Below are 22,957 nucleotides of genomic sequence, written 5' to 3' on the forward strand. Positions count from 1 at the left end.
CAATGAAAAGAAAACCAATATATAAAGCTATATTAGTTTGTTTATTAGTAATTCCACTTTATCTATTTCAACTAGTCTCACCAATCTCCACAGATGCCGCAGAACAAGACGTTAAGAGTACTATAGATAAGTATGTTGGAAACTTTTTAGAAGAGCAGCGAATTCCAGGGGCATCTATTACTATTGTTCATAAAAATGATATCTTTTATTCTAAATCGTGGGGTGTAACAGGAGAATCCGAAGAAAAGGTAACTGCTGAAACTCCATTTGTTGTCGGCTCAATTAGTAAATCACTAACAGGCTTAGCCATCATGAGATTGGTTGATGCAGGCATTATTCAATTAGATGATCCAGTTCAAAAATATATGCCATGGTTTACCCTAAAAGACAAACAAGCCGCTTCTCAAATAACAATTAAACATTTACTTACGCAAACAAGTGGGATAAGCACTTATTCTGGCTTAGCTATATCAGACAAGGAATCTAAAGATTTAAGTGCTATAAAGGAAAATGTGGAAAGTTTATCGAATGTGAAGCTGACTGCTGCTCCTGGGGAAAAACATCAATATAGTAATGCTAACTTTTCTATTCTTGGAGCTCTCATCGAAGAGGTTACCAAACAACCATTTTCTAAATATATGGAGGAACAAGTTTTTTCTCCATTAGGGATGAAAAATGCAGCCGCTAATAGCAACATAGCCTATGAAAAAGGATACTTATCTGGCTATCAATCATGGCTTGGTCACCCTGTCAAAAGTGCAGTCACATTTGATAATGGAGGGACACCCTATGGATATATAACGGCAAGTGCAACAGATATGGTGCAGTACATTAAACTACTTAGTCGCCATGAGCATAACAATTTTTTAAGTAAAAATGCGATGAATCTTTATATATCGCCGTTTGTTCAAACTAGTAAATATCGATATTACGGCCTTGGTGTACGAATCTCATATCCAGAATCCAAAGAAGAAATGATATGGCATTCTGGTTCAAATCCTGACGCACGCTCAGAAGTATTTTATCTACCAGAAACCGATTGGGGCGGGGTAATTCTCACTAACAAAAGTCATATATTAGAGGAAAAGTCACTTCTTTACTTGAAAGAAGGGATTATCAACATTTTAAATGGAAAAGAGCCCGTTGACGCACCTAAATATAAACCTACATCTCAAGTCATAACAATCGCTATTTTATGTTTACTTTTTGTGCTGTTTATTTATCTTCTAATAAAAGTTAAAGCTAAAAATGTGAACAAAAGAGGCGTGTTGGGTATATTCGGTCTTATACTTTTAGTTTTGGCCATTATCTCCATTCCATTATTAAGCTATAATACAGGAACACCTTGGCACACTATTAGATATTTTGCCCCTGATATTGCATTTTTGGTTATAGCACTAGTTACCCTTTTAACATTGAATGGCTTATTATCTATATATATTTCATTTAAACGACGACAAAAAAGACAACTTCTCTAAGTAGGAGTTGTCTTTTATAGTTATGCTTGTATGATCAAGGAAAAAGTTTCATATCTTACAATTGATTCATTCATTGCCTTGACCGTAGCCTGCCTCCGAAGCCATAGCGTCTGCTTTCGTAACATGTACCGTACCAAATGGATGGTTTGGAGGAGCGTATATTGAATAAAGCTTTAGTGGCACATTTCCTGTATTTGTGACGTTATGCCATGTTCCAGCAGGCACTACTACAGCATAATTTTCATAGACTTTTCTTTCATAATTTAAATTGTTTTTACTCGGGCCCATTTGAGCAAAACCCTCACCCTGTTCAATATATAAAGTTTGATCCACATTTGGGTGTACTTCCAAACCGATATTATCACCAACATTAATACTCATTAAAGTAATTTGTGAGTTCTTTCCCGTCCACAGAGTAGTACGATACGTATCGTTTTGCTTAGCTGCATCTTTAAGATTGATGACAAGTGGCTGAGGCCCATAATCTTTTAATACAATACTTTCGCCATTGGAAAAACGAGAAGGTTCAGCTCTGTTCGCGTACCCCGTCTGATAATGAGGTGTCCAATAAACTAGCTGATCTCCATAGTTATACATAGGCATGTTTCCGTAATAAGGAATGTAGTACATTTTCTCAATCCCCTCACACATTATAAGGTTATCCTATGCAACTCGTTCCAGAAATGTACGTATACGTATACGTATTCAATCCTATACGGCTTAGAAATTTTTCTTACTCAAAGGTATCCTCATCTTCAGCATACTCTAAAATATCCCCTGGTTGGCAATGCAAGACTTTACAAATCGCATTTAACGTGGAAAAACGTATTGCCTTTACCTTTCCCGTCTTTAAATTCGATAAATTGACAATCGATATATCCACTGCTTCTGCAAGCTCACTTAATTGCATTTTTCTATCAGCTAATACACGATCCAATCTTACGATAATCGTCAATTCCTTCACTTCCTATACTGTTGCATCATACTCTTCTTGTAAAAAAGAGCCATATCTAAATATCCTACCAATTGTCCAAACTATAAAACTACATAGTAGTATGCGCCAATTCATATCAAAAAATTTAAAAGAAACGGATTGAATCCATTCAATATTGTCTAATTCATTATTGTTTAAAAACATATGTACTACCGTTGAAACCAAGTATGCTTGAACCGTGTTACTTAAAAAACTTAAAATGAATAAACTGCATGCTATTAGCTCTATTCTTTTACTATTTCTAAGAGTAAAGACTCCCCAACAATGACTGATCTAACAAATTTCCATAATAAAATAAAAATTGTCATAACAATCAAAGTAAAGATAAATCGAGTGTAAAATTAAAACGATTGTTTCACTTTTATCATAAACAAAATTCCTCATTTTAAAAAACAGTTATTCCATTAAATTTAAAAGAAATGTCAATGTTGGAATCTAAAACTAGTTTACTAACTTTCTCTCCAGAGACTGTTAAAGCTACAACTAATAAACCAAAGAGTAATAAGATACATGATGCTATGATTACTAAAGTAGCTATTAATAATATATTTAATATTCTCAAGTTCATTTTCATATTACGAATTGCTAACGATTGATCCATAACTGCTGCTAACACCCCTTATTTTTATTCTTTATTTTTATTCCTTCTCCCAATTATTAAAGGATATATTATTTCACACCCCCGTTTAACTAGCCCTAACTTCAAACTTTAAGTTCGGATATAGTATATATATTATAAGCTGATTTCAGCATGATTCCACATAACTATTTAACTTCTTTCAGCGGGCTATTATGCTAAAGGCATAATTAATTAGCAGCTTCATGAACTATTTTTTAAATTCGACTTTTTCTCTAATAAAGGACATACTAACAAGTATAGATTTATCATAAACGAACATTCCAAAAAGTATATAAAATGTCTAGAGCTTGATATAGTATGTATTTAGGAAAAAATCAATTTGTTTTGGTGGTGTATATATGAAGAAGTTCATGATGGATTTTTTAATGATTACGATCGGGGCGTTGCTTTTTGCACTGGCTGTAAACTTATTTGTTATACCTAATGATTTAGGTGAAGGTGGCGTAACAGGTTTAACAATCATTGCCTATTATTTGTTTGGATGGTCGCCAAGTATTGTGAGCTTTTTGCTAAACGCAGCTTTATTAGTAGTTGGCTATAAATTTTTAAGTAGGCAAACGACTATTTATACGATTATTGCAGTATCCCTCCATTCACTGTTTTTACATTTAACAGAATCGTGGTCGATTTCTTCGAATGAAATTATTGTGAACGCTATTTTTGGCGGGGTGTTTGCTGGAGTTGGTATAGGCTTAATTATAAGAGTTGGTGGAACAACAGCAGGTTCAACAATCTTAGCTAGAATGACGAACAAATATTTAGGCTGGAGTATTAGTTACGGTTTATTGTTTTTTGATTTAATAGTTGCTTTTTCATCTTACTTTATTATCGGAGCAGAAGCATTAATGCTTACTGTCATTATGCTTTATGTCGGAACAAAGGTAATGGAGTTTGTTATTGAAGGTGTAAATCCGAAAAAGGCAGTTACGATTATTTCGAAAAAGCCAGAGGAGATTGCCAGTCATGTGAATGGTTTTATGAACCGAGGCGTGACAGTTCTATCAGGCCATGGCTATTACACGAAGGAACAAAAAGAGATTCTGTATATTGTTATTAGTAAACAGGAAGTTGTAAAGCTAAAGAAAATCGTCAAAGAAATAGACACGGATGCTTTTATTGCTATTCATGATGTACGAGATGTTTTTGGACATGGATTTATTGAATTATCTAAGGCGTAATTAAGAAACTGAGAAAACACCTTTTGTTGAAAATGAGGATTATCCCTTTAAAAATCAACATAGAGGTGTTTTTCTATTGACTATTTATACTAATCCCCACGGAGTCGCCCAGCCTCTACCCCTGATGAACCCTTTATCCCCTAACCTGTAAGGAAATTTCAATAATCCTATCTAAAAGTTTTGTATAGGTAATTCCTGCCGACGATGCGCTTTTTGGGAGTAAGCTGTTCTTTGTCATCCCTGGCAATGTGTTAACCTCCATGACATAAGGGATTCCATCCTTGATCATCATATCGATCCTGGCGTAAACATCACATTTTAATGCTTTATAGCAACCTTTTGCTGCCTCGGTAACTCGTTCATGTATGGCAGATGGAAGCTCTACAATTTCCTCTAGCGTAGCGGCATCCTCATATTTCGCCTTATAGTCAAAGAACTGCGCTGTATGTTGAATCGAAATAATCGGTAATAGCTCCCCGTCCAAAATGGAGCATGTTATTTCTTCACCTTCTATATATTTTTCAATAATGATTTCAGCATCCCATTTGAATACTTCCTCAATGGAAGTGAGTAAAGAATTTTTATCATAAACTATTTTCACCCCTACACTGGAGCCACCCGAATTAGGTTTAACTACGAACGGATAGCCCATCTTATCTAATTCATCGAACTGAAGCTCCTCGATATTCGAAAGATGGAGCCAATCCGGTGTTTCAATGCCTTCATAACGTAGAATTTTTTTCGAAACGTTTTTATCCATACACATACTGCTTGAAAGTATTCCACTCCCCGTATACTTAACGCCCATAGCCTCTAGTACACCTTGAATCGTACCATCCTCTCCAAATTTGCCATGTAGTGCTAATAAAGCAATATCAATATCTCTCACCTTTTCAATAAGCTCTGATGTGTTATTTTCATTTAGTTTAATAGCAACCACTTCGTATTTACTCGTATCTATATGAGCGATCATTTCTTTCCCTGTCATAATAGAGACCTGCTTCTCCGAGGAAACGCCCCCCATAATAACGCCAATTTTCATATGTTCAACTCCCTACTTCATTTTTTAAGGTATCACCAATAATCTTAATACCACGCACAATATCCTCTTCTTTTAGCCGAGAAAACCCTAATCGAAATGTGTTACTGCCCTCACCATTGCTGTAAAAAACGTCACCAGGATAAAAAACAACTCTCCTTTGATAGCACTTCTTCAATAGTGTACAAGCATCCATTCCTTCTTCTAACTCAATAAAGAGATGAAGTCCTCCATCTCCTGTCATTCTTTTAAAAGGAATGTATTGATGGCAAGCTTGACGGGCTAATTCATACTTTTTCTTATATACAAACTTAGCCTTTTTTAAATATTTTTCAAAATAACCATCCTGTAAATATTGATAAAGCACAGCCTGATCTAGTGTCGATGTATGAATAGTACGTGCTCTTTTCATACTTTCTAAACAGTGGATGAGTTCCTTATCAGCTAATATCCACCCGACACGTAAGCCTGGAAAAAGAATTTTAGAAAAGCTACTAATATAAATAACATTGTTGCCCTCACCGATAAAAGTCATTAGCGGTGCTAAATGCGAGCCCGAATAACGTAATTCCTCATTAAAACCATCCTCCACAATTGGAATTTGATATTGTGAAAAAAGCCTAATAATTTCAGCTCTTTTTTCAGAAGATGTCACAATACCTGTCGGATTATGATAGGACGGGATTAAGTAGGCAAAATCAAATTCCTTTTCCGATAAGCTTTTCTTAACTTGTTCAATATCGATACCGTCATCCTTCATGTCGATTCCGTGTATGTCAAATCCGTGTAAACGAAAAAGCTTTAATGCCGCATGGTGAGTAGGGTTTTCGCAAATAACACGTCCAGATTTTTTCGCTAAGGAAGATAATAAAATATCTAAGCCCTCGGTAAAGCCATTCGTAATCAAAATATCCTTATTCGAAATATCTACACCCTTCATTTCCATATAGTGAAGAAGGTACTCGATTAAAGGTTTATAGCCCTTTGCATACCCGTAATTCAAAACGATATCTCCTTCAAGGGACATCCGAGTCAGAAAAGCTCTTTTAAAATTTTCAACATCAAAAAGCTTTTCATCGGGAGAAACACTATTGAAGGAAATCATTCCTTTTTCCCAATGAATATCTTGCTTCATTAAATCTAGCTCATCAGCCAACAAGGTAACGTTATTCAGTCTCTCCTTCCAATTAAATTCGACAGATGCAGCTTTCAACGTTTCGACTTTCCCTACAAAATTACCTTTTCCTTTCACTGCATAGATCATGCCCTCTTGCTCTAAATCTGCATATGCATTCAGTACCGTATTTCTACTGATCGATAATAATTTACTAAGTTCACGGGTAGATGGAAGCTTTTGATGCTCCAGCAAGTGTCCCTTCATAATCATTTCTTTTAAATAGTCTTTTAATTGACTATAAACCGGACGATTACCTATAAGCTTAAAATCATTAAACACTTCCTTGACCTCCTTGCTTTATTTTTGCATAACTGTTTCTAACTCAAAAGGTCCACAGTATAGGGATTTTCCCTTCCTTGTGGTATGGTCTGATTCAGAAAAATGCAACCCTTTAAAACGAAGAATTGCACCTCTAAAAGGCTAATAAAAATACATTTTGAAGTCCTTTCTATCAGCTCGTTCTTTAAGAATTATCGTATTTATTTCCCGGGAATAATTGAAAGGAGCTAGCCTCTCTTACCTCCTCCTATTCCTTTTAAATAAACCTACTAAAAATCCTTCTAGACCGAAATATTGATGTTCATTAGATAGGGCTTTCATTTTCCGTATTTCTATTTCTTCTAATGATTGAAATGTTTCTTTCAGTTGATTTTCGGTATATCCTAATCCGCCTTCTAAGCTACGTTTTATATATACTTCTTCATCCGAGATGGCTGAACCACCATATGTACCATGTTCCTCAAATGAGCATAAAGCAAAGTAACCATTAGGCTTTAATAATGTATGAATCAATTCAATATACGTCACACGACGATGAGGTGCTATATGATGAAAACAACCTGAATCATAAATAAAATCAAAGCTCTCTTCTTGTAGATTCAGTTCAAAAATATTAGCGCAAATGAAATCTACATTTACGTCTGCTTCATCAATCCTTTTTTGCGCCCATTGCAATGCATGATCCGATAAGTCGACACCAACAACTGAACAGCCTTGTTTTGCTAAGTAAATAGCATTCCGTCCTGCGCCACAACCTAACTCTAAAACTCTATTTGGTCGAATCACCTTTTTTTCAACATAGCTTACTAGATTTTCATCAGGTTTATTAACAAAAAAAGGTACCGTTTTAAATGTTTGATCATAAAACCCATCCCAAAACCCTTGCGGTTCACGTAATAAATTATCTAATAATCTTAGCAATTGTTCATTTGATTTGATTTGCATTTTACGCCTCCATTTTGCACCTATCCAAAAACTAAATATTCTATATTTTCATTATATGGGATAACCCTCCAAGGATGTTAGCCATCTTTCTTCCAAATATAGATAACTATCTCTCCTTCTATTAGTTTTGACACTTCCTAATGTTCATTGAAATACAAAATGTTACACTTGAAATGGCTAGTATTTTTCACGCTACTTATCGTAAATGGCTCACCGTACGTCAACAAAAACATTACCCCCAAAAGGACTTAACGGCTTAAGCCCATAATTATTTCCACTGTCTGCTTGTAAGGGAGCAATTCATATTTGGTTCCTGAATAGCAAAGGAAGGAGTTATCTAATGAACTTAAATCTCAAAGCATTGTTTTCTACTTACCGTCATTATCGAACAAAGCCAACTGAATTAATGTATGACTTTTTTTATTTCTACCATCGACAAACAAATGAATGGTTTTCTGTTTCAAAGCAAGAGATTTCACAGCGTGACTACCAATGGCTCACTGTTTTTTATACCGAAATCACTTCTAGAATATCTCAACCATCAGAAATCTGGTATGAATTTTTATATTTAAACGGTGACATACCATCTAAACTATCATTTAGCAAAGCTCGCGTTATTCAGCTCATCTTTTTAAATGATAATCCTCCTGCTGAAGAGTTAAAAGAAGCTACTTTAAATTTCTTCCAGCAAGATACGGTAGTACTTCAGGTTGCCACAAATCGCTTTCTATTAATTGAGGCGATGGATCATTCGATTAATAAAAAGGAAGATTTCATTGCACTTATTCGCACAATTGAAACAGATTTTTTCGTTCAAATTCATTTATATCAAGGCGAAACTTATGAAATAAATATGCAATTCCCAAGTAAGTTCCAACGGGAAGCTCAATGGTTTGAGGAATGTTTACATTATAAAAATGCTGAACAGTTTTATTCATTTGAAACGATATTCCCTGTTTTAATAACGCAACAAATGCCTGCTTCCATATTGAAATTTACAGAAGAACAAATCTTAATACCTTTGCAGTCTGATATGGAGTTGCTTGATACAGTCAAGACATTTTACGAATGTGGGTTAAATATTTCTTTGACATCAAAGAAACTACATATTCATCGTAATACGCTTAATTACCGTTTAGCAAAATTTCAAGAAACAACAAATATTTCTACAAAAAATCTAGACGGTGCTATACTCGTCTATATTGCTAGCTTTCTTCGCTCAAAATTACAAAATGCACAAAAATAATAACTGAAAATTATGCATTTTAAATATTTAGTTTCCCCCTACACTTTTTATATACTAAAAAAAACAAACAAAGGGGCTTATAAACATGGAAAAAATCATACTTAAAAATATTATTAAAACATATGATGGCGGTGTAACAGCTGTATCTGACTTTAATTTAGCAATTCAAGATCGGGAGTTTATTGCACTTGTCGGGCCTTCTGGTTGTGGGAAATCGACAACATTACGAATGATTGCCGGCTTAGAGGAAATTTCGTCTGGAGATTTTTTAATAGATGGCAAGAAAATGAACAATGTACCTTCTAAGGATCGAGATATTGCGATGGTTTTCCAAAACTACGCACTATATCCACATATGACAGTATACGATAATATGGCATTTGGCTTAAAGCTTCGCAAGTTTTCTAAGCAGGAAATAAAAGAGCGTGTTCACAATGCAGCTGCAATTCTCGATTTAGAAAAGTATTTAGATCGCAAGCCGAAAGCTCTATCAGGTGGCCAGCGTCAACGTGTAGCACTCGGTCGAGCAATCGTCCGCGATGCAAATATTTTCTTAATGGACGAGCCTCTGTCCAATTTAGATGCAAAGCTTCGCGTACAAATGCGCGCTGAAATTACAAAGCTTCACCAACGATTAAAAACGACTACTATTTATGTAACACACGATCAAACAGAAGCGATGACAATGGCCACTCGTCTCGTTGTAATGAAGGATGGTATAGTTCAACAAATCGGGACACCTGAAGAAGTATATGGAACACCAGAGAACAAATTTGTTGGTGGTTTTATCGGCTCACCATCGATGAACTTCTTTAAAGGAGTATTCCAAGAAAACGGGATTCAGATTGATGATATTACACTAACTATTCCAGCAGAAAAAAGTAAATTATTAAAAGAACGAGGTTATTTACAAAAAGAACTGTTTCTTGGCATTCGACCAGAGCATATTTATGAAAAATCTTCTGTAAATCTCGAACCGTTCTTCACAGCTGTTGACGCGAATATTGAAGTATCAGAATTAACAGGTGCTGAGCTGATGTTACATGCCCAATTAAATGGTCAGCCTTATATCGCGCGGGTGAATTCCGATACCAAAATTACGCAAGGTCAAGTCGCGCATCTACTATTTGACATGTCTCGCGTTCATTTCTTTGACTTAGAAACAGAGCAACGCATTCGCTAAGGTTAAAGCATCCGGCGGATATCACGGGATCGGAAAGGTGTTCAAATTGGATGTTAGCCTAAAATCATCGCATCTATGCGATAACGGCTACCTTACCTGCATCGATAAAAATGTCACGTTCTGGACAGTACCGAAATGAGCGATATCGTGTCGGGCCACCTATTGCTGCCGCTACGTTAGCACTGCGTTTCGCACAAAAAACATCTGCAGGCCTAAGCACAAAGTCGATTCCGGATGCAAGTATACCGAGGCATACTTGATAAATCCGCTTCCCTCCCAGGGGAAACTTACGTAAATTTTACCTTCGTATCCTTTAAAATTATTAATAGAAAAAGGCAGTAAACAAACGTTCATTTATTTACTGCCTTTTGTTATTTTATCGCTGCTCCGTAAAGACCCGCTTCACCTTTATGAATGCTGCTTTCAATGATTTGTTCTTTCCCTGCAAAAGGTGTCCCTACAAAACGCTGCTGAATCGCTACTTTAATATAGTCAATGATTTTAGGATGATGATTAAAAAAGCCTCCTCCTAAAACGATACAATGTGGATCAAGCAGTAATATTATTTGCTGTAACTGTTTCTCTACCGATTGGACTAATGGCTCCAAAATCTTATCGACGATAGAATTCCCATTATAGTAAAGTTCCATCATATCCTTCAATACTATCTCAGAATCACCGAGTAGCTTTCTCCCTAATGTTTCAATTGCTGGGCCAGCAACACTCTCTTCTAGTGTAGTTCCGTCATTATCGACAATACTAAAGCCAATTTCACCAGCTAATCCGGTTCCCCTTAAAAATTCACTATTGACAACCGTACAACAAGAAATACCGGTGCTTAATGTAACATAGACCATTGTTTCTTTGGAGAACTTTCTAGCTCGATATTCTCCCCATGTTGCTATATACACATCATTGTCCATTTTAATATGCGCATGTGGGAACACTTCAGTTAAACGCGTACAAATCGGAAAGTTCTCCCAAGGTATATTATTTTGATAAACCGCGATACCTTGTTCAATATCAACGATACCAGGCACACCAATAGATACCTTTGAAATTTCATTAAACGTAACTTCCTTTTCTGCACATAGCTTTGCAAAGCTATCAATCAAACAAGCAAATAAAGTTTCTCGATTTGTGTTATCACTAGCCACTTCTTTTGTGCTCAATAATCGCTGATTTATATCGAACAAAGCCGCTGCTAATTTTGTTCCACCTACGTCTGCTGCTAAAATGTAACTCATTTTTTCACCGCCAATTTTCTTATCCCGCATTAACTACCAGTAGTGTCCGATTGATTCGGGACAACAGGGTGTTCATTACACAGTAACTTTTACCTCTTTATTATTCACCGAGTGAAGTGTTTCATTTTTTTAAAGGCTTACGACTTGCGTTAAATTACGTGGTTTATCTGGATCATAGCCTTTGAATATTGCACGTTGATACGCTAACAATTGGAAATATGGAACTACTTCAACAAGGCGATTCAAGTCATCTATTTCTTCTGAAAGTCTAATGATTAAATCTGCTGACAAGTCTGCTGAAGCTATACCAACTACACCAACAAAACCACCAAGCTTTTGAATATCCTTTATTAATGCTTGATCGAAGTCCTTCGTTTCTTTTTGTGTAAATAAAATAACGACAGTCTCTTTATCTACAATAGAAATTGGACCGTGGCGGAATTCTAAATTCGAATAGCTTTCACATTCTGTTTGTGTCATTTCCTTTAGCTTTAATGTCGCTTCTTTAGCTAACCCGTTATAAGCACCTGACCCTAAGAAAATAAAACGTTTTTTCGTTAAATCCTCTGTCACTTGCTTTAACTGCTCTCCATTGCCTAATGCTATTTTAACAAGTGCAGGAATTTTTTCTAATTGGTTCATCAGATCAACACGTTGACTAATCTTGGCCGCGTATAGTTGAAGAGCATATAACATATTAGAAAATGATTGCGTCATGACAACACTTTTCTCTGAAATATCGTTTAAGGCAATCACTTCATCTGCTACTTCAGCCATTGGTGTATCACCATTACACGTAACTGCCATTGTACGTATATTCTCTGCTCCGTTCAAATGCTCCAATGCCATAATAATTTCAGAAGTTGTTCCTGAGCGTGAAATACCGATAATATTATACTTTTTATTTGATAAAATGTGGGTATCCGTGTGTAAAAATAGCTCAGATGCTGGGACTGCTACTGCTACTTCCCCTGTAGCCGATTGGTAATAACGTGCAGCTGCAATAGCTAAATAATATGATGTCCCACATCCTGTGAAAAGAGCTATGTCTACAGCATCTTCATTGAACGTAAGCGACTGAACAATCTCTTTTGTTTTACCTAATTGTTGAGCTTGTTTCATAATCTCATTATACGTGTGCATAAATAAAACCCCTATCTCTCTTTAATTTTAGTTATTTGTAACTCTTTTATGAGACTTTGAACAGTCTCCTTTTGTACTTTCGCAATTTCTTTTTCGCCTGCATTTGCAGAGCCACATGCAACAGCCCATTTATATGCCTCCGTACAGTCCACATCTTCTGAAAGCTTATAGACAAGGCCTCCTAAAAACGCATCACCGCTACCAACTGTATTTATAACATTAATTTTCGGTGCATTAACTTGGTAAACACCTGAACGATTAACAAATAAAGCACCTTTTTCGCCCAACGAAAAACATACATGCTCTATTCCTAAATCCTGTATTTTTTCACCAGCTTGAATTAAGTCGTCTTGCGCTACAACCTGTTTCCCGATTAATTGAACAATTTCATCCTCATTAGGTTTAATGATAAAAGGTATTGCTTCAACGCCTTGCTTCAAAGCTTCTCCGCTCGTATCGAGAGCAACCCGAACACCTTTTTGTTTTAATAATCGAATAATCATTGCATAAGCAGCCATCGGTATACCCTTAGGTAGACTTCCTGAGAGCACGAAATATTCAGAACACTCGGCTTGAGTTTTAATCCATTTCAGCATTTCTTGCCATTCATGCTCGTAAATCGTTGGCCCGTCTTCTAAAAGCTCGGTCATTTCCTTCGTTTGCTTATTTGAAACGGTTAGACAAATTCGACTTTCGCCCTCTATTTGAATAAACCCTGTTTGCATGTTCTCTTCCTTTAAAAGTGCCTTTATTTTTTCCCCATTTAGTCCGCCAACGAAACCACCAATGAACACTTCACCACCCAGCGTTTGAATGACACGCGCGACATTAATGCCTTTTCCTCCACCTTGCTGCAGTTTCTGCAATACTCGATTTGTCTTACCAAGCATTAAAGAATTCATTTCATATACTTGATCAATGGCTGCATTTAAAGTTATCGTCGTAATCATTTTTGTAGCATCACAATCTTTTGCTCTACTAACTCAATTAATGCCTCTCGTGCAGGAAGAAAATACTTTCTTGGATCATTTTCTGTCGGATTTTCTATAAAGAAGGCTCTTAATTGCTCGGCAAATAAATCTTTTAGCTCTGTTGAAAAATTCACTTTCGCAATACCGTAATTTACAGATTTACGTACGCTTTCTTCTGGTACACCTGATGCACCGTGCATTACTAATGGCACATTTGTAGCACGATGAATTTCCTGCAGTAGTTCGAATTGTAGCTGTGGTTCTTGTTTATACTTACCGTGTGCTGTGCCAAAAGCTGGCGCGAACGATTGGATACCTGTTTCTTTCACAAAGCGTTCAGCTAATTTAGGATCAGTGAACAAGGCCATTTTCTCGTCAACCGTTACATCATCTTCTACACCACCAATTGTTCCAAGCTCTGCTTCGACAGGCACATTAATTGCACTTGCAGCATCTACAACTCTTTTCACAAGATTAATATTGTCCTCAAAGGGTAACGTAGAACCATCAATCATCACCGACGTATAGCCTGCTCGTAAACATTCCATTACAACTTTATAGGACTCACCGTGATCCAAATGTAGGGCTACTGGTACTTTTGCTTGTTCAGCGGCTGTTTTAGCAAGCGCCATCATATAATGCATTTCTACATATTTATAAGTGCTTGAAGTTGTTTGTAAAATAACAGGTACACCTACCTTCTCTGCTCCTGTAATAACCGCTTTAATAATTTCCAAATTATGCGCTCCGAAAGCTCCAATTGCATAATTATTTCTATAAGCGTCTTCTAACATTTCATTCGTCGTCACTAATGGCATAATCGAGTTCCTCCCTCAATGGGTTGTTGGTATAATTTATAGTATAAAAATTCTGATAACTGATGGAGCATTATTAAAAAGCAATTATGTCAATGAGTTAAAGATGTCTATACAGTAGGAACTCACCGACAAAACAAATGGATGGATTTCCGTTCTGACTGAGCACTTTCCAGAGGTGTCCGATTAGCAGTTTGAGCCAAAAGGATGTAGGTCACGAAGTCGTTATCACAGGACACGATACTTTTAGCCTTTGCTCCTTTATAAGTTTGTTGCAGGATCATCTTTGTGATTGCAAAGGAGTCGCTCAGTCTTGCACGCCAATCAAACACTACACTTAGCATGATACTCCATTTTTATAACGATAAACGGAACTCTTCACGTCTGTGCGAAAGCAAAGTGTCAGAAGCAACGTAAGCAGAAAAAGCACTCGACCCTCAGTAAGTAGTCAGAGAAACAGAAATCACACACATTTAAAATGCCAACATTCACAAAGATTACTTTACCTTGGCCATTTTATTCTTTAATATTTTGAAACTCATAGATAGTAACTATGAATTTAGTTTAATTCTGTATAAAACCGGCAGCGATCGCCTCTTACTATTGAAATGCAAAATTCGACTGGTTTTCCTGAAGTATCAAATGCAGTACGTTCTAGTAATAAAGCAGGTTTTCCTGCCTCCGTTTTCAATAAATGTGCCTCATCTCTACTAATAAGAACAGGCTCGAAAGCTTCTTTTGCCCTCACAACGATAATGTCAAAACGTTGTGCTAATAAGCTATACAAGGAAGAGGAACTAACCTCATGTAATATTTCACTATCCTTGATGATACTTTTTGGTAAAAATGATGATTCTAAAACAATTGGTTCATTATCTGCAAAACGTAAGCGCTTCATTTCAATGACTCGTTCATCTTCACCTATTTCAAGACTGTGCCGAACCTTTGTTGAAGGGAATACTTCCTGAATCTCAAGCACTTCATCTCTTGGGTTTAGACCTTTTTCTTGAAGCACACGACTAAAACTATAAAAACCACCAAGCGATTGTTCAAACCTTGGCTTCGCAACAAAAGTTCCTTTCCCTTGAATACGGTATAGTTTTCCTTCTTGTACTAATTCTTCAATTGCTTTCTTTGCAGTATTTCGACTGACACGAAACATCTCCATCAATTGATTTTCAGAATCAATTTTATCCTCTGGCTTCCACTCACCCGATTGAATCTTAGCAGATAATCTTTGTTTCAATTGATGATATAGCGGGATTACACTAGCTTGATCTAACGGTTTCATCTTCTACTCATCCTTCTCCTAGGTTTTGTTATCAATATATCATCTAATCAAAAGGATGCCTATCGATATATCAATTCTTTTCAAAGGCAAGATTCCCTAAGCAAAAGGTTTTCTCTATTTCCCCCTCAGCATTAAGCCAAATAACATCTGCATCTTTCCCTACAGCAAGAGAGCCTTTACGATTGGAAACTCCTAAATGGATTGCTTGATTTAGAGAAACAAGACGAACTTGTTCGATTAGTGAAAGTGTCAGCCACTCTTCTATGTTTTTTCTTGCTGTATTCATAGTCAAAACACTTCCTGCTAAGGAGCCTGTTTTACGTTGAATACAGCGATTATCAAACACTTCTACTTCTTCGCCACCTAATGTATAAATACCGTCTGGCATTCCCTTTGCACGCATACCATCAGTAATGACAAGCATGCGATTCAAACCTTTCATTTTACGAACCATCAACAGCAAATCTTTATGAAAATGTATATTGTCTGGAATTAGTTCAACATAGACATCATCTTCTAATAGCACTGCCCCTACAACACCTGGATCGCGATGATGAATGCCTCTCATTCCATTAAATAGATGGGTTGCATGTGTAATACCAGCTCTTATGGCACCGATAGTCGTATCATAATTAGCATCGGAGTGACCAATAGATGCAATCACATCTTTACTTTTCAATGCCCGAAGTAATTCAAAATTCACATCTTCCTCTGGTGCAAATGTGACCAGGCGAATTAATTGATTTGACTTGTCATATAAATCATTAAATTGCCTAGCATTTGGTTTTAAGATGGATTCCTCTGGCTGCGCTCCCTTTTTTAAGCGATTAATAAATGGACCTTCCAGGTGAATTCCTAACATTTCAGCTACCGCAGTAGGCTGTTCTTTGTTATAAAACGTAAGTGCTTCGATAGCAGCTTCAATTTCTGACATAGGGCTTGTCGTCGTTGTTGCTAAAAAGGCTGTTACACCTTCGCTTGCTAAATATTTTGCGATTTTTGCATAATTAGCTGGGGCGCCATCCATAAAGTCATGCCCTAAAGCACCATGTACATGTATATCAATCATCCCAGGGATAATATAGCCTTGTTGCTGACAATCAATAATATTGCCAGAAGATGTTAACGGAGGGCAATTATTCATTTCATCAATTACTGCAATTTTCCCGTCAACCATTTGTAAAAAACCATTCGTTAAAATGCCATCTTCCATGACAATATTGGCATGAATGATCCATGTTTTGTTCATGAAATCACCCCTTCATTGGGATAATGTTCTGCTTTTATATGTGCTTCAGCTTCCGTTTTCTTTTTGAAAATATGCGATGACATCCAAGATAAAAATAAAGCTGTTAAACTAACGCCGAAAAACGGCAATAATCCTGGAATCCAACTAAAAATGCGATATAATATGGCAATCCCTACAATAGAACCAATCATTTGAAGTGGATATGCTACGCTAAATAATATCGAAACAGCAAAGTAACGGATGGGTGGTAGCTCATAATGAGCGTATATTTGAAAAATATTCAATACCATAATGCAAAATAAACTACTAATCGTCACAAATAATGTAAGCAATAGTAAACCTGTCACCCCATGAAACGATGAAATTATTTGGAAATTAATTGTTAAAAAGTAGCCGATACCTAAAATGATAATGCCTATTTTATTCGATGAAATAAACTCTATTTTATATGTCTTCCAATATGTTTTGGCAAGTAGTTTTAAATCGTCCTCCCCTTGCAACCTTTTACGTAATGTTGTAAACATCGCAACAGTTGCGGGAGTAATTCCGAATAAAACAAGTCCAAGTAAGGTTAAGCCAATCCACATTAACTGTAACACTGCCAACAATGTTATTAACTCAACTGTCCAGTATAATTTCCCTTTCCATCCTTCAAATTTCATTTACTTTGCCTCCCTACAATAGAAATCCATGCACGACTAAAGTCGCCGCGCATGTCTCATTCTTATCTCACATTAACTGGCAGTAAGGCATCCGCATAAAAAAGAATGAGTACGTTGAAGCACAACTGCCAGTAAATGTTCGATTAGTTCGAGACAATAGGTTGTTGGTCACACAAGCGTTTTCATAGGAAGTGAGCGTTTTAGCCCGTGTTCTTTTATCATTCATCGAGGTGACACCAACTGTATGAAGTTACACTTTATTTTTTTGTACGGTCATATGCTACTTGAGCTACTTCCATATATTTCTCTAAGCCCATCTTCTCAATTGTTTTCTTATAATCATCCCATTTGTCGAAGCTTGTCTTACCTGTAATAAAGCTTGCTGTCATCTCATCCACATATGTTTGAATGTCTGTTAAAATAGCTGACACTTGTTCATTTTCCTCTAATGTGAAGTTCAAGCCTGGAATAATGTCTTCACCTTTCAATGCATATGGCATTACTTGCTTAGCATTGTTAATTGAATTTTCTTTCGCTTCTGCCCCTTGGAAATACTTTTGTGTAACGATTCCAGGGTAGTAACCGCCTGGCCATGTTAGGTAGTCACTTATTGCTTGATCTAAGTTTTTACCATCAGGGTTGTTGGTAATGTTATCTACATACTTTACATTACCTGCTGCATCTTCCTCGTAAGTTACACCTTTAAAGCCCATGAAGAACATTTTTGTTCCCTCATCACCATATAAATGGTCAATCCAACGTACCATTGCTTCAGGATTTTTCGCTTTATCGGTTACAACAAACATTCCTAAATTACCAAGACCGTTAGACATAGCCGTATATTGACGATCTCCATTAGGGCCTTCTAATACAAGCGCACCTACATAACCATCTAATTTGAACAATTCTTGCGGATCTACTTCACTTAGCATACCGAAAGTTCCTTTACCCGCTTCAGCAGCGAATTTTTGAGGCTCTGTTGTAAATACATCTTTATTGATTAAATCTTCATTATATAGTTTATTTAAAAATTCAAGTAATTGTTTGTATTCGTCTGTTGTTGGAACGAAGCGGAATTCTTCAGTTCCTTCTTTAAAGTCTAAATTCGGATTCATCGTTCCTTGTTTGTTCAAGCCGAATGAACCCCTTAAATAATCAATAAATTGCTTTATTCCATAACCAGATCCCCAGCCTTGCTCGTCCTGTTGACCGTTACCGTTTGGATCGTTTTCTTTAAATGCTTTAAGCACTTTATATAAATCTTCTGTCGTTTCAGGTGATTTTAAGCTTAGTTTATCTAGCCATTGCTGGTTGATCCATGGTGCTCCTACACGAAGTGACTCAAACTTTGGATCATAGATTGTTGGAAAACCATAGATATTTCCATCTGCCATCGTAATACCTTGCTTTACAGTCGGGTATTCTTCTAAAAGCTTTTTGAAATTCGGCGCATATTTATCAATATAATCATTTAATGGTATGAATACGCCTTGCTGACCATACTTCAGTAAATCAGTTCTTGAGAATGCCGATGCAAAGAAGATTTCTGGATAGTTCCCTGCTGCTAAAAGTAAGTTCTTTTTATCTGCTAATACTTCGGTTTGAACGGTTGTCCAATTAATATGGATGTTAGACATTTTTTCGTATTCTTTCCATAGCATTAGGCTATTCCAATCTTGTGAAGCAAAAAACTTAGCTGCAAATCCATCTACTTCAATTTTTTCTTTAGCAATAGGCATCCCCGTAGCATTCACATTGTCGGCGTTGCCGCTTGTACTTGCTTTATTTTCTTTATTATCTGAACAAGCTCCTAAAATACTAGCTGCTAACATCATAGTTGCCATCAAACCATATACACGTTTCTTTTTCATCGCCATTTAAATCGCTCCTATTCTTAACCTTTTAATGAACCAATCATGACACCTTTTACAAAATATCTTTGTAAGAACGGATAAAGCATTAGCATTGGTAGATTGGCAATGATTAAAACAGCATACTTCAACCCTTCAACGCTAAGTTTTTGAGCTAGAAAGCTTTCTGAAGTTGCTTGAATCATATCATCGGCTTGTCCTTGAATTAAGATTTGTCTAAGTATAAGTTGGAGTGGAAACTTGCTTTGGTCTTGTAAATAAATTAAAGCTTGAAAATACGAGTTCCAATGTCCTACTGCATAGAATAAAACCATTACTGCCATAACAGGGAATGATAGCGGTAGTACAATACTCCATAAAATTCGAAAGTTTCCCGCTCCATCAATCGTTGCGGATTCCTCTAATTCATGAGGAATCGATTGGAAGAATGTCCGCATAATAATAATGTTCCATACAGCAACAGCATTCGGAATAATCATGACCCAAAATGTATTAATCATGCCTAAGTCACGAATTAATAAGTATGTTGGTATTAACCCTCCGCTGAAAAACATCGTGAATACCATAAATGCCATAATGAAACCTTTACCTTTCAAATCTCTACGTGAAAGAGGATAGGCAGCACAAATTGTCATCACAATATTCAATACCGTTCCGAAAAATGTGTACTTCAATGTATTGATAAAGCCATTAATAATATCTGGATTTTGAAATACCTTTTTGTATGCTTCAACAGTAAATTCCCTCGGCCATAACCACATATCACCCGAGATAACATACTGCGGATTACTTAATGAAGCACTTAATACAAAAAGCAATGGGTAAAGAACGATAATCGCAACAATTGCTAAGAAAATATAATTAAAGATTGTAAACGCTCGATCGCCTTTCGATTCTTTCAATTTCACCACTCCCTTACCATAGGCTTGTATCACTTACTTTTTTCGCTATTTGGTTTACCATAATGAGAAGGATAAAGTTAATGATAGAGTTGAATAAACCTACAGCCGCTGAAAAGCTATACTGCGCTTCTAAAATCCCACTTCGATAAACAAAGGTTGAAATGACGTCCGAAGTCGACATATTTAAATCATTTTGCAATAAAAATACTTTCTCAAATCCAATCGCCATAACTGATCCTACGTTCAAGATAAATAAGATAACAATTGTTGGCATAATCGCTGGGATGTTAATATGAATAATTCTCTGGAATTTTGAAGCCCCATCCATCATTGCTGCTTCATGCTGCGCTGGATCTACCGCCGATAAAGCTGCAATATATATAATGGAACTCCACCCCATTGTTTGCCATACGTCTGATAGTACATAGATTGACTTAAACCATGCTGGCTCTGAAATGAAATCAATCGGCGTACCACCAAACAACGTGATAATTTGGTTAATCATCCCGTCTGACTTTAAGAAAAGTAATAACATACCGACAACGACTACTGTTGATAAAAAATGCGGTGCATAAATAATTGTCTGTATAAACTTTTTAAAACGCAGACTTTTCACTTCATTTAACAGTAACGCAATAATAATCGGTACAGGGAAAGATACTAGTAGCGTAAATACACCAATACCAATTGTATTTTTAATTAATCTCCCAAAATAATAACTGTCAAAGAAGCGTTCAAAATGCTTAAAACCTACCCATGGACTACCAGTAATCCCCTTTGTAGCAATAAAGTCCTTAAAGGCAATTTGCAAACCGTACAACGGGTAATAATGGAAAATCAAAAAATAAAGGATCACAGGGACTAATAATAAATAAAGCTCCCAATTTTTTCTGATAGACTTCTTCCACTCTATCCAGTGATTCCTCTTTACTTTTGATTGCTTTTTGAACAAACGCTTTGTTTTAAATGGCTTTTCTTCAACAGTTGTTTCATCCAAAAGCGTCATACATACACCCCCTATTTATCAATGCTGTAGAATAGTAGATTCCTGTGAAATTTCAACAACTCTTCCCCCATTACGGAGCGATTCCGTTGCCGCACAGCCAACTGCTACGCTCATACGGCCAGCAAATGGAGTTGTTAAAGGCTCTTTATTGTAAAGTATTAACTCTACGAAATCTTGCGCAATTTTAGGATCTGCTCCCCCATGGCTTCCTTCTTCGGGTTTCATTTCATAAACAACATCACTAAGCTCTTCCCAGGAATTAGATTTACGTGTCTTCAAATAAATTTTATTGTTCACATCATCATTTTCGATACGCCCTTTCGTACCGATAAATGTATAATTTCGTGAATAATCTGGGGTGAAGTGACATTGTAAATAGGAAGCTTTTATACCACCTTCTAATTCCATAATGAGCATGTTATTATCCTCAACATCAATTTCTTCTCGGAACGCACATTCCGTGAATGTATGTGGGACATATTCTGGACATGTTGTTTTCTGGTCACATGTTGGACATGTTAACGTATTTGGTTTATCTCCACCGTAATAATCTAAGCTACCAAATGCAGATACTTTCGTCGCATGTTTTCCAGAAATCCAATGAATCACATCTAAATCATGTGAGCCTTTTTGCAGCAACAGGGATGTTGTATTTTTGGAATTACCGTGCCAATCATGATAATAGAAGTAACCGCCAAAGCCAACAAAGTGGCGGACCCATATGGCTTTTAATTCTCCAATAGCGCCCGAATCGATTAAGCCTTTCATCGTTTGATACATACTCATATATCGCATATTAAAACCGACCATTAGATGCTTCCCTGATTTTTTCCATATATCTAAAATTCGATCGCATCCCTCCACTGTAATCGCTAAAGGTTTTTCAGCATATACGTGCTTTCCTGCTTCTAAACAAGTAATAATATGCTCTTCATGTAAATAATCCGGTGATAAAACTGCAATAGCATCAATATCGTCTCTTGTTAGTAATTCCTTATAATCCTTCGTTAAAAATAAAGGTGTTTCAAATTTTTCTTGAAATTTATCTAAACGTTCTTGAGAAATATCAGCTAAAGCAATAATTTCTGATTCCCCATCAGGCTTATGCCAGTATTGCGCTAAACCTCCTCTTAATCCAGCTCCGATTACTCCAATGCGTACTTTCTTCATTGATTTTCCCCCTCTAAAAATCCTGCATTCAATTGTATTAAGTAAACGTTTACATTTAATACTGATTTTCCCAATCATCCACAACAACACAACTACATGTCAACACGTTGTAGGTACAAGTTAGATCAAAATAGTATAGCGAATATTCCAAAAATTAAGATGAAATAAATATATAATTCTAACCATAAATATGTCAATACCCCAAATTTAGTCATAATCTCTTCTAGAAAAGTTGACTCATTCAAGAATACAGAAGATTCAATATATTTCCGAAAGCTCAACCCCCTCTGTAAAAAAAGATATAATTCCCTCGCAATAAACTAAAATTCCCACCTTATAATGGTAATCTATAGATTATATAATATAGGTGCAGGGATATTACACCATTTATTATAGGTTACATAATATTTATGGATATTTTCTCTAAATTAATCACACTAAACATAAGTTAAAGTGAAGCTTTAATTGGAA

Annotated in this window: 20 protein-coding genes; 4 read left to right on the forward strand and 16 right to left on the reverse strand. The window is 36.2% G+C overall.

Annotated elements, in window-relative coordinates:
• The first annotated feature begins 2 nt into the window (after positions 1-2).
• The gene (locus ACIPKN_RS22080) at positions 3-1,478 is read left to right on the forward strand and encodes a serine hydrolase domain-containing protein (RefSeq protein WP_400940219.1); all 1,476 of its coding nucleotides are present in this window, start codon (positions 3-5) and stop codon (positions 1,476-1,478) included.
• Positions 1,479-1,544: 66 nt separating this feature from the next.
• Here the strand turns inward: ACIPKN_RS22080 and ACIPKN_RS22085 are convergent, their stop codons facing one another.
• Together ACIPKN_RS22085 and ACIPKN_RS22090 are read right to left on the reverse strand one after the other, a co-directional pair.
• Positions 1,545-2,108 carry a cupin domain-containing protein gene (locus ACIPKN_RS22085; protein ID WP_400940222.1) on the reverse strand — a complete coding sequence of 188 codons (564 nt, stop codon included), beginning with the start codon at positions 2,106-2,108 and terminating at the stop codon, positions 1,545-1,547.
• A gap of 103 nt (positions 2,109-2,211) precedes the next feature.
• Complete coding sequence (locus ACIPKN_RS22090) at positions 2,212-2,433, reverse strand: helix-turn-helix domain-containing protein (protein ID WP_132361243.1); 222 nt, start codon at positions 2,431-2,433, stop codon at positions 2,212-2,214.
• A gap of 1,017 nt (positions 2,434-3,450) precedes the next feature.
• Between ACIPKN_RS22090 and ACIPKN_RS22095 the strand changes: the two genes are divergently transcribed.
• Positions 3,451-4,290, forward strand: coding sequence for a YitT family protein (locus ACIPKN_RS22095; RefSeq protein ID WP_142508682.1), 840 nt, complete (start codon positions 3,451-3,453; stop codon positions 4,288-4,290).
• A gap of 133 nt (positions 4,291-4,423) precedes the next feature.
• Here the strand turns inward: ACIPKN_RS22095 and ACIPKN_RS22100 are convergent, their stop codons facing one another.
• The 3 genes from ACIPKN_RS22100 to ACIPKN_RS22110 form a co-directional block, all read right to left on the reverse strand.
• Entirely contained in the window at positions 4,424-5,332 is a 909-nt protein-coding gene (locus ACIPKN_RS22100) for a D-alanine--D-alanine ligase (RefSeq protein ID WP_400940225.1), read from the reverse strand.
• 4 nt (positions 5,333-5,336) lie between these two features.
• Positions 5,337-6,785 (reverse strand): MocR-like pyridoxine biosynthesis transcription factor PdxR, encoded by a 1,449-nt coding sequence (gene pdxR, locus ACIPKN_RS22105; protein ID WP_400940227.1) that lies wholly within the window; start codon positions 6,783-6,785, stop codon positions 5,337-5,339.
• A gap of 237 nt (positions 6,786-7,022) precedes the next feature.
• Entirely contained in the window at positions 7,023-7,730 is a 708-nt protein-coding gene (locus ACIPKN_RS22110; protein ID WP_400940230.1) for a class I SAM-dependent methyltransferase, read from the reverse strand.
• Positions 7,731-8,070: 340 nt separating this feature from the next.
• Here ACIPKN_RS22110 and ACIPKN_RS22115 point away from each other — a divergent pair, with 340 nt between their 5' ends.
• A complete protein-coding gene (locus ACIPKN_RS22115) occupies positions 8,071-8,976 on the forward strand; it encodes a PucR family transcriptional regulator (RefSeq protein WP_400940232.1) in 906 nt (301 codons plus the stop codon).
• Between the two features lie 85 nt (positions 8,977-9,061).
• Positions 9,062-10,159 (forward strand): ABC transporter ATP-binding protein, encoded by a 1,098-nt coding sequence (locus tag ACIPKN_RS22120; RefSeq protein ID WP_400940235.1) that lies wholly within the window; start codon positions 9,062-9,064, stop codon positions 10,157-10,159.
• A gap of 371 nt (positions 10,160-10,530) precedes the next feature.
• Here ACIPKN_RS22120 and ACIPKN_RS22125 read toward each other — a convergent pair whose 3' ends face one another.
• The 11 genes from ACIPKN_RS22125 to ACIPKN_RS22175 form a co-directional block, all read right to left on the reverse strand.
• Complete coding sequence (locus tag ACIPKN_RS22125) at positions 10,531-11,406, reverse strand: ROK family protein (RefSeq protein ID WP_400940238.1); 876 nt, start codon at positions 11,404-11,406, stop codon at positions 10,531-10,533.
• Between the two features lie 129 nt (positions 11,407-11,535).
• Positions 11,536-12,549 (reverse strand): SIS domain-containing protein, encoded by a 1,014-nt coding sequence (locus ACIPKN_RS22130; RefSeq protein WP_400940241.1) that lies wholly within the window; start codon positions 12,547-12,549, stop codon positions 11,536-11,538.
• Between the two features lie 11 nt (positions 12,550-12,560).
• Positions 12,561-13,499, reverse strand: a complete 939-nt coding sequence (gene pfkB / locus ACIPKN_RS22135) for a 1-phosphofructokinase (RefSeq protein WP_400940243.1) — start codon at positions 13,497-13,499, stop codon at positions 12,561-12,563.
• On the reverse strand, positions 13,496-14,338 hold the full coding sequence (locus tag ACIPKN_RS22140) for a class II fructose-bisphosphate aldolase (RefSeq protein WP_400940245.1): 843 nt from the start codon (positions 14,336-14,338) through the stop codon (positions 13,496-13,498). Before ACIPKN_RS22140 ends, pfkB begins: the two co-directional genes overlap by 4 nt.
• Before the next feature lie 556 nt (positions 14,339-14,894).
• Positions 14,895-15,626 carry a GntR family transcriptional regulator gene (locus ACIPKN_RS22145; protein ID WP_400940247.1) on the reverse strand — a complete coding sequence of 244 codons (732 nt, stop codon included), beginning with the start codon at positions 15,624-15,626 and terminating at the stop codon, positions 14,895-14,897.
• A gap of 70 nt (positions 15,627-15,696) precedes the next feature.
• A complete protein-coding gene (nagA, locus tag ACIPKN_RS22150; protein ID WP_400940250.1) occupies positions 15,697-16,875 on the reverse strand; it encodes an N-acetylglucosamine-6-phosphate deacetylase in 1,179 nt (392 codons plus the stop codon).
• Positions 16,872-17,537 carry a YesL family protein gene (locus tag ACIPKN_RS22155; protein WP_400940252.1) on the reverse strand — a complete coding sequence of 222 codons (666 nt, stop codon included), beginning with the start codon at positions 17,535-17,537 and terminating at the stop codon, positions 16,872-16,874. Before ACIPKN_RS22155 ends, nagA begins: the two co-directional genes overlap by 4 nt.
• 257 nt (positions 17,538-17,794) lie before the next feature.
• Positions 17,795-19,408: an extracellular solute-binding protein gene (locus ACIPKN_RS22160; protein WP_400940325.1), complete on the reverse strand. Its 1,614-nt coding sequence runs from the start codon at positions 19,406-19,408 to the stop codon at positions 17,795-17,797.
• 23 nt (positions 19,409-19,431) lie between these two features.
• A complete protein-coding gene (locus ACIPKN_RS22165; RefSeq protein ID WP_400940255.1) occupies positions 19,432-20,310 on the reverse strand; it encodes a carbohydrate ABC transporter permease in 879 nt (292 codons plus the stop codon).
• A gap of 13 nt (positions 20,311-20,323) precedes the next feature.
• Positions 20,324-21,316, reverse strand: a complete 993-nt coding sequence (locus tag ACIPKN_RS22170; protein ID WP_400940258.1) for an ABC transporter permease — start codon at positions 21,314-21,316, stop codon at positions 20,324-20,326.
• 18 nt (positions 21,317-21,334) lie between these two features.
• On the reverse strand, positions 21,335-22,486 hold the full coding sequence (locus ACIPKN_RS22175; RefSeq protein ID WP_400940260.1) for a Gfo/Idh/MocA family protein: 1,152 nt from the start codon (positions 22,484-22,486) through the stop codon (positions 21,335-21,337).
• Between the last annotated feature and the right edge of the window lie 471 nt (positions 22,487-22,957).

Origin of the sequence: Lysinibacillus sp. NPDC086135, assembly GCF_044746345.1 — a bacterium.
Lineage (GTDB): Bacteria > Bacillota > Bacilli > Bacillales_A > Planococcaceae > Lysinibacillus.

What these genes read in the sequence shown, in the direction of transcription:
- ACIPKN_RS22080 (WP_400940219.1), top strand. Translation starts at nt 3, where the DNA reads ATGAAAAGAAAACCAATATATAAAGCTATATTAGTTTGTTTATTAGTA.
- ACIPKN_RS22085 (WP_400940222.1), bottom strand. Translation starts at nt 2,108, where the DNA reads ATGTACTACATTCCTTATTACGGAAACATGCCTATGTATAACTATGGA.
- ACIPKN_RS22095 (WP_142508682.1), top strand. Translation starts at nt 3,451, where the DNA reads ATGAAGAAGTTCATGATGGATTTTTTAATGATTACGATCGGGGCGTTG.
- ACIPKN_RS22100 (WP_400940225.1), bottom strand. Translation starts at nt 5,332, where the DNA reads ATGAAAATTGGCGTTATTATGGGGGGCGTTTCCTCGGAGAAGCAGGTC.
- ACIPKN_RS22110 (WP_400940230.1), bottom strand. Translation starts at nt 7,730, where the DNA reads ATGCAAATCAAATCAAATGAACAATTGCTAAGATTATTAGATAATTTA.
- ACIPKN_RS22115 (WP_400940232.1), top strand. Translation starts at nt 8,071, where the DNA reads ATGAACTTAAATCTCAAAGCATTGTTTTCTACTTACCGTCATTATCGA.
- ACIPKN_RS22120 (WP_400940235.1), top strand. Translation starts at nt 9,062, where the DNA reads ATGGAAAAAATCATACTTAAAAATATTATTAAAACATATGATGGCGGT.
- ACIPKN_RS22125 (WP_400940238.1), bottom strand. Translation starts at nt 11,406, where the DNA reads ATGAGTTACATTTTAGCAGCAGACGTAGGTGGAACAAAATTAGCAGCG.
- ACIPKN_RS22130 (WP_400940241.1), bottom strand. Translation starts at nt 12,549, where the DNA reads ATGCACACGTATAATGAGATTATGAAACAAGCTCAACAATTAGGTAAA.
- pfkB (WP_400940243.1), bottom strand. Translation starts at nt 13,499, where the DNA reads ATGATTACGACGATAACTTTAAATGCAGCCATTGATCAAGTATATGAA.
- ACIPKN_RS22140 (WP_400940245.1), bottom strand. Translation starts at nt 14,338, where the DNA reads ATGCCATTAGTGACGACGAATGAAATGTTAGAAGACGCTTATAGAAAT.
- ACIPKN_RS22145 (WP_400940247.1), bottom strand. Translation starts at nt 15,626, where the DNA reads ATGAAACCGTTAGATCAAGCTAGTGTAATCCCGCTATATCATCAATTG.
- nagA (WP_400940250.1), bottom strand. Translation starts at nt 16,875, where the DNA reads ATGAACAAAACATGGATCATTCATGCCAATATTGTCATGGAAGATGGC.
- ACIPKN_RS22155 (WP_400940252.1), bottom strand. Translation starts at nt 17,537, where the DNA reads ATGAAATTTGAAGGATGGAAAGGGAAATTATACTGGACAGTTGAGTTA.
- ACIPKN_RS22160 (WP_400940325.1), bottom strand. Translation starts at nt 19,408, where the DNA reads ATGAAAAAGAAACGTGTATATGGTTTGATGGCAACTATGATGTTAGCA.
- ACIPKN_RS22170 (WP_400940258.1), bottom strand. Translation starts at nt 21,316, where the DNA reads ATGACGCTTTTGGATGAAACAACTGTTGAAGAAAAGCCATTTAAAACA.
- ACIPKN_RS22175 (WP_400940260.1), bottom strand. Translation starts at nt 22,486, where the DNA reads ATGAAGAAAGTACGCATTGGAGTAATCGGAGCTGGATTAAGAGGAGGT.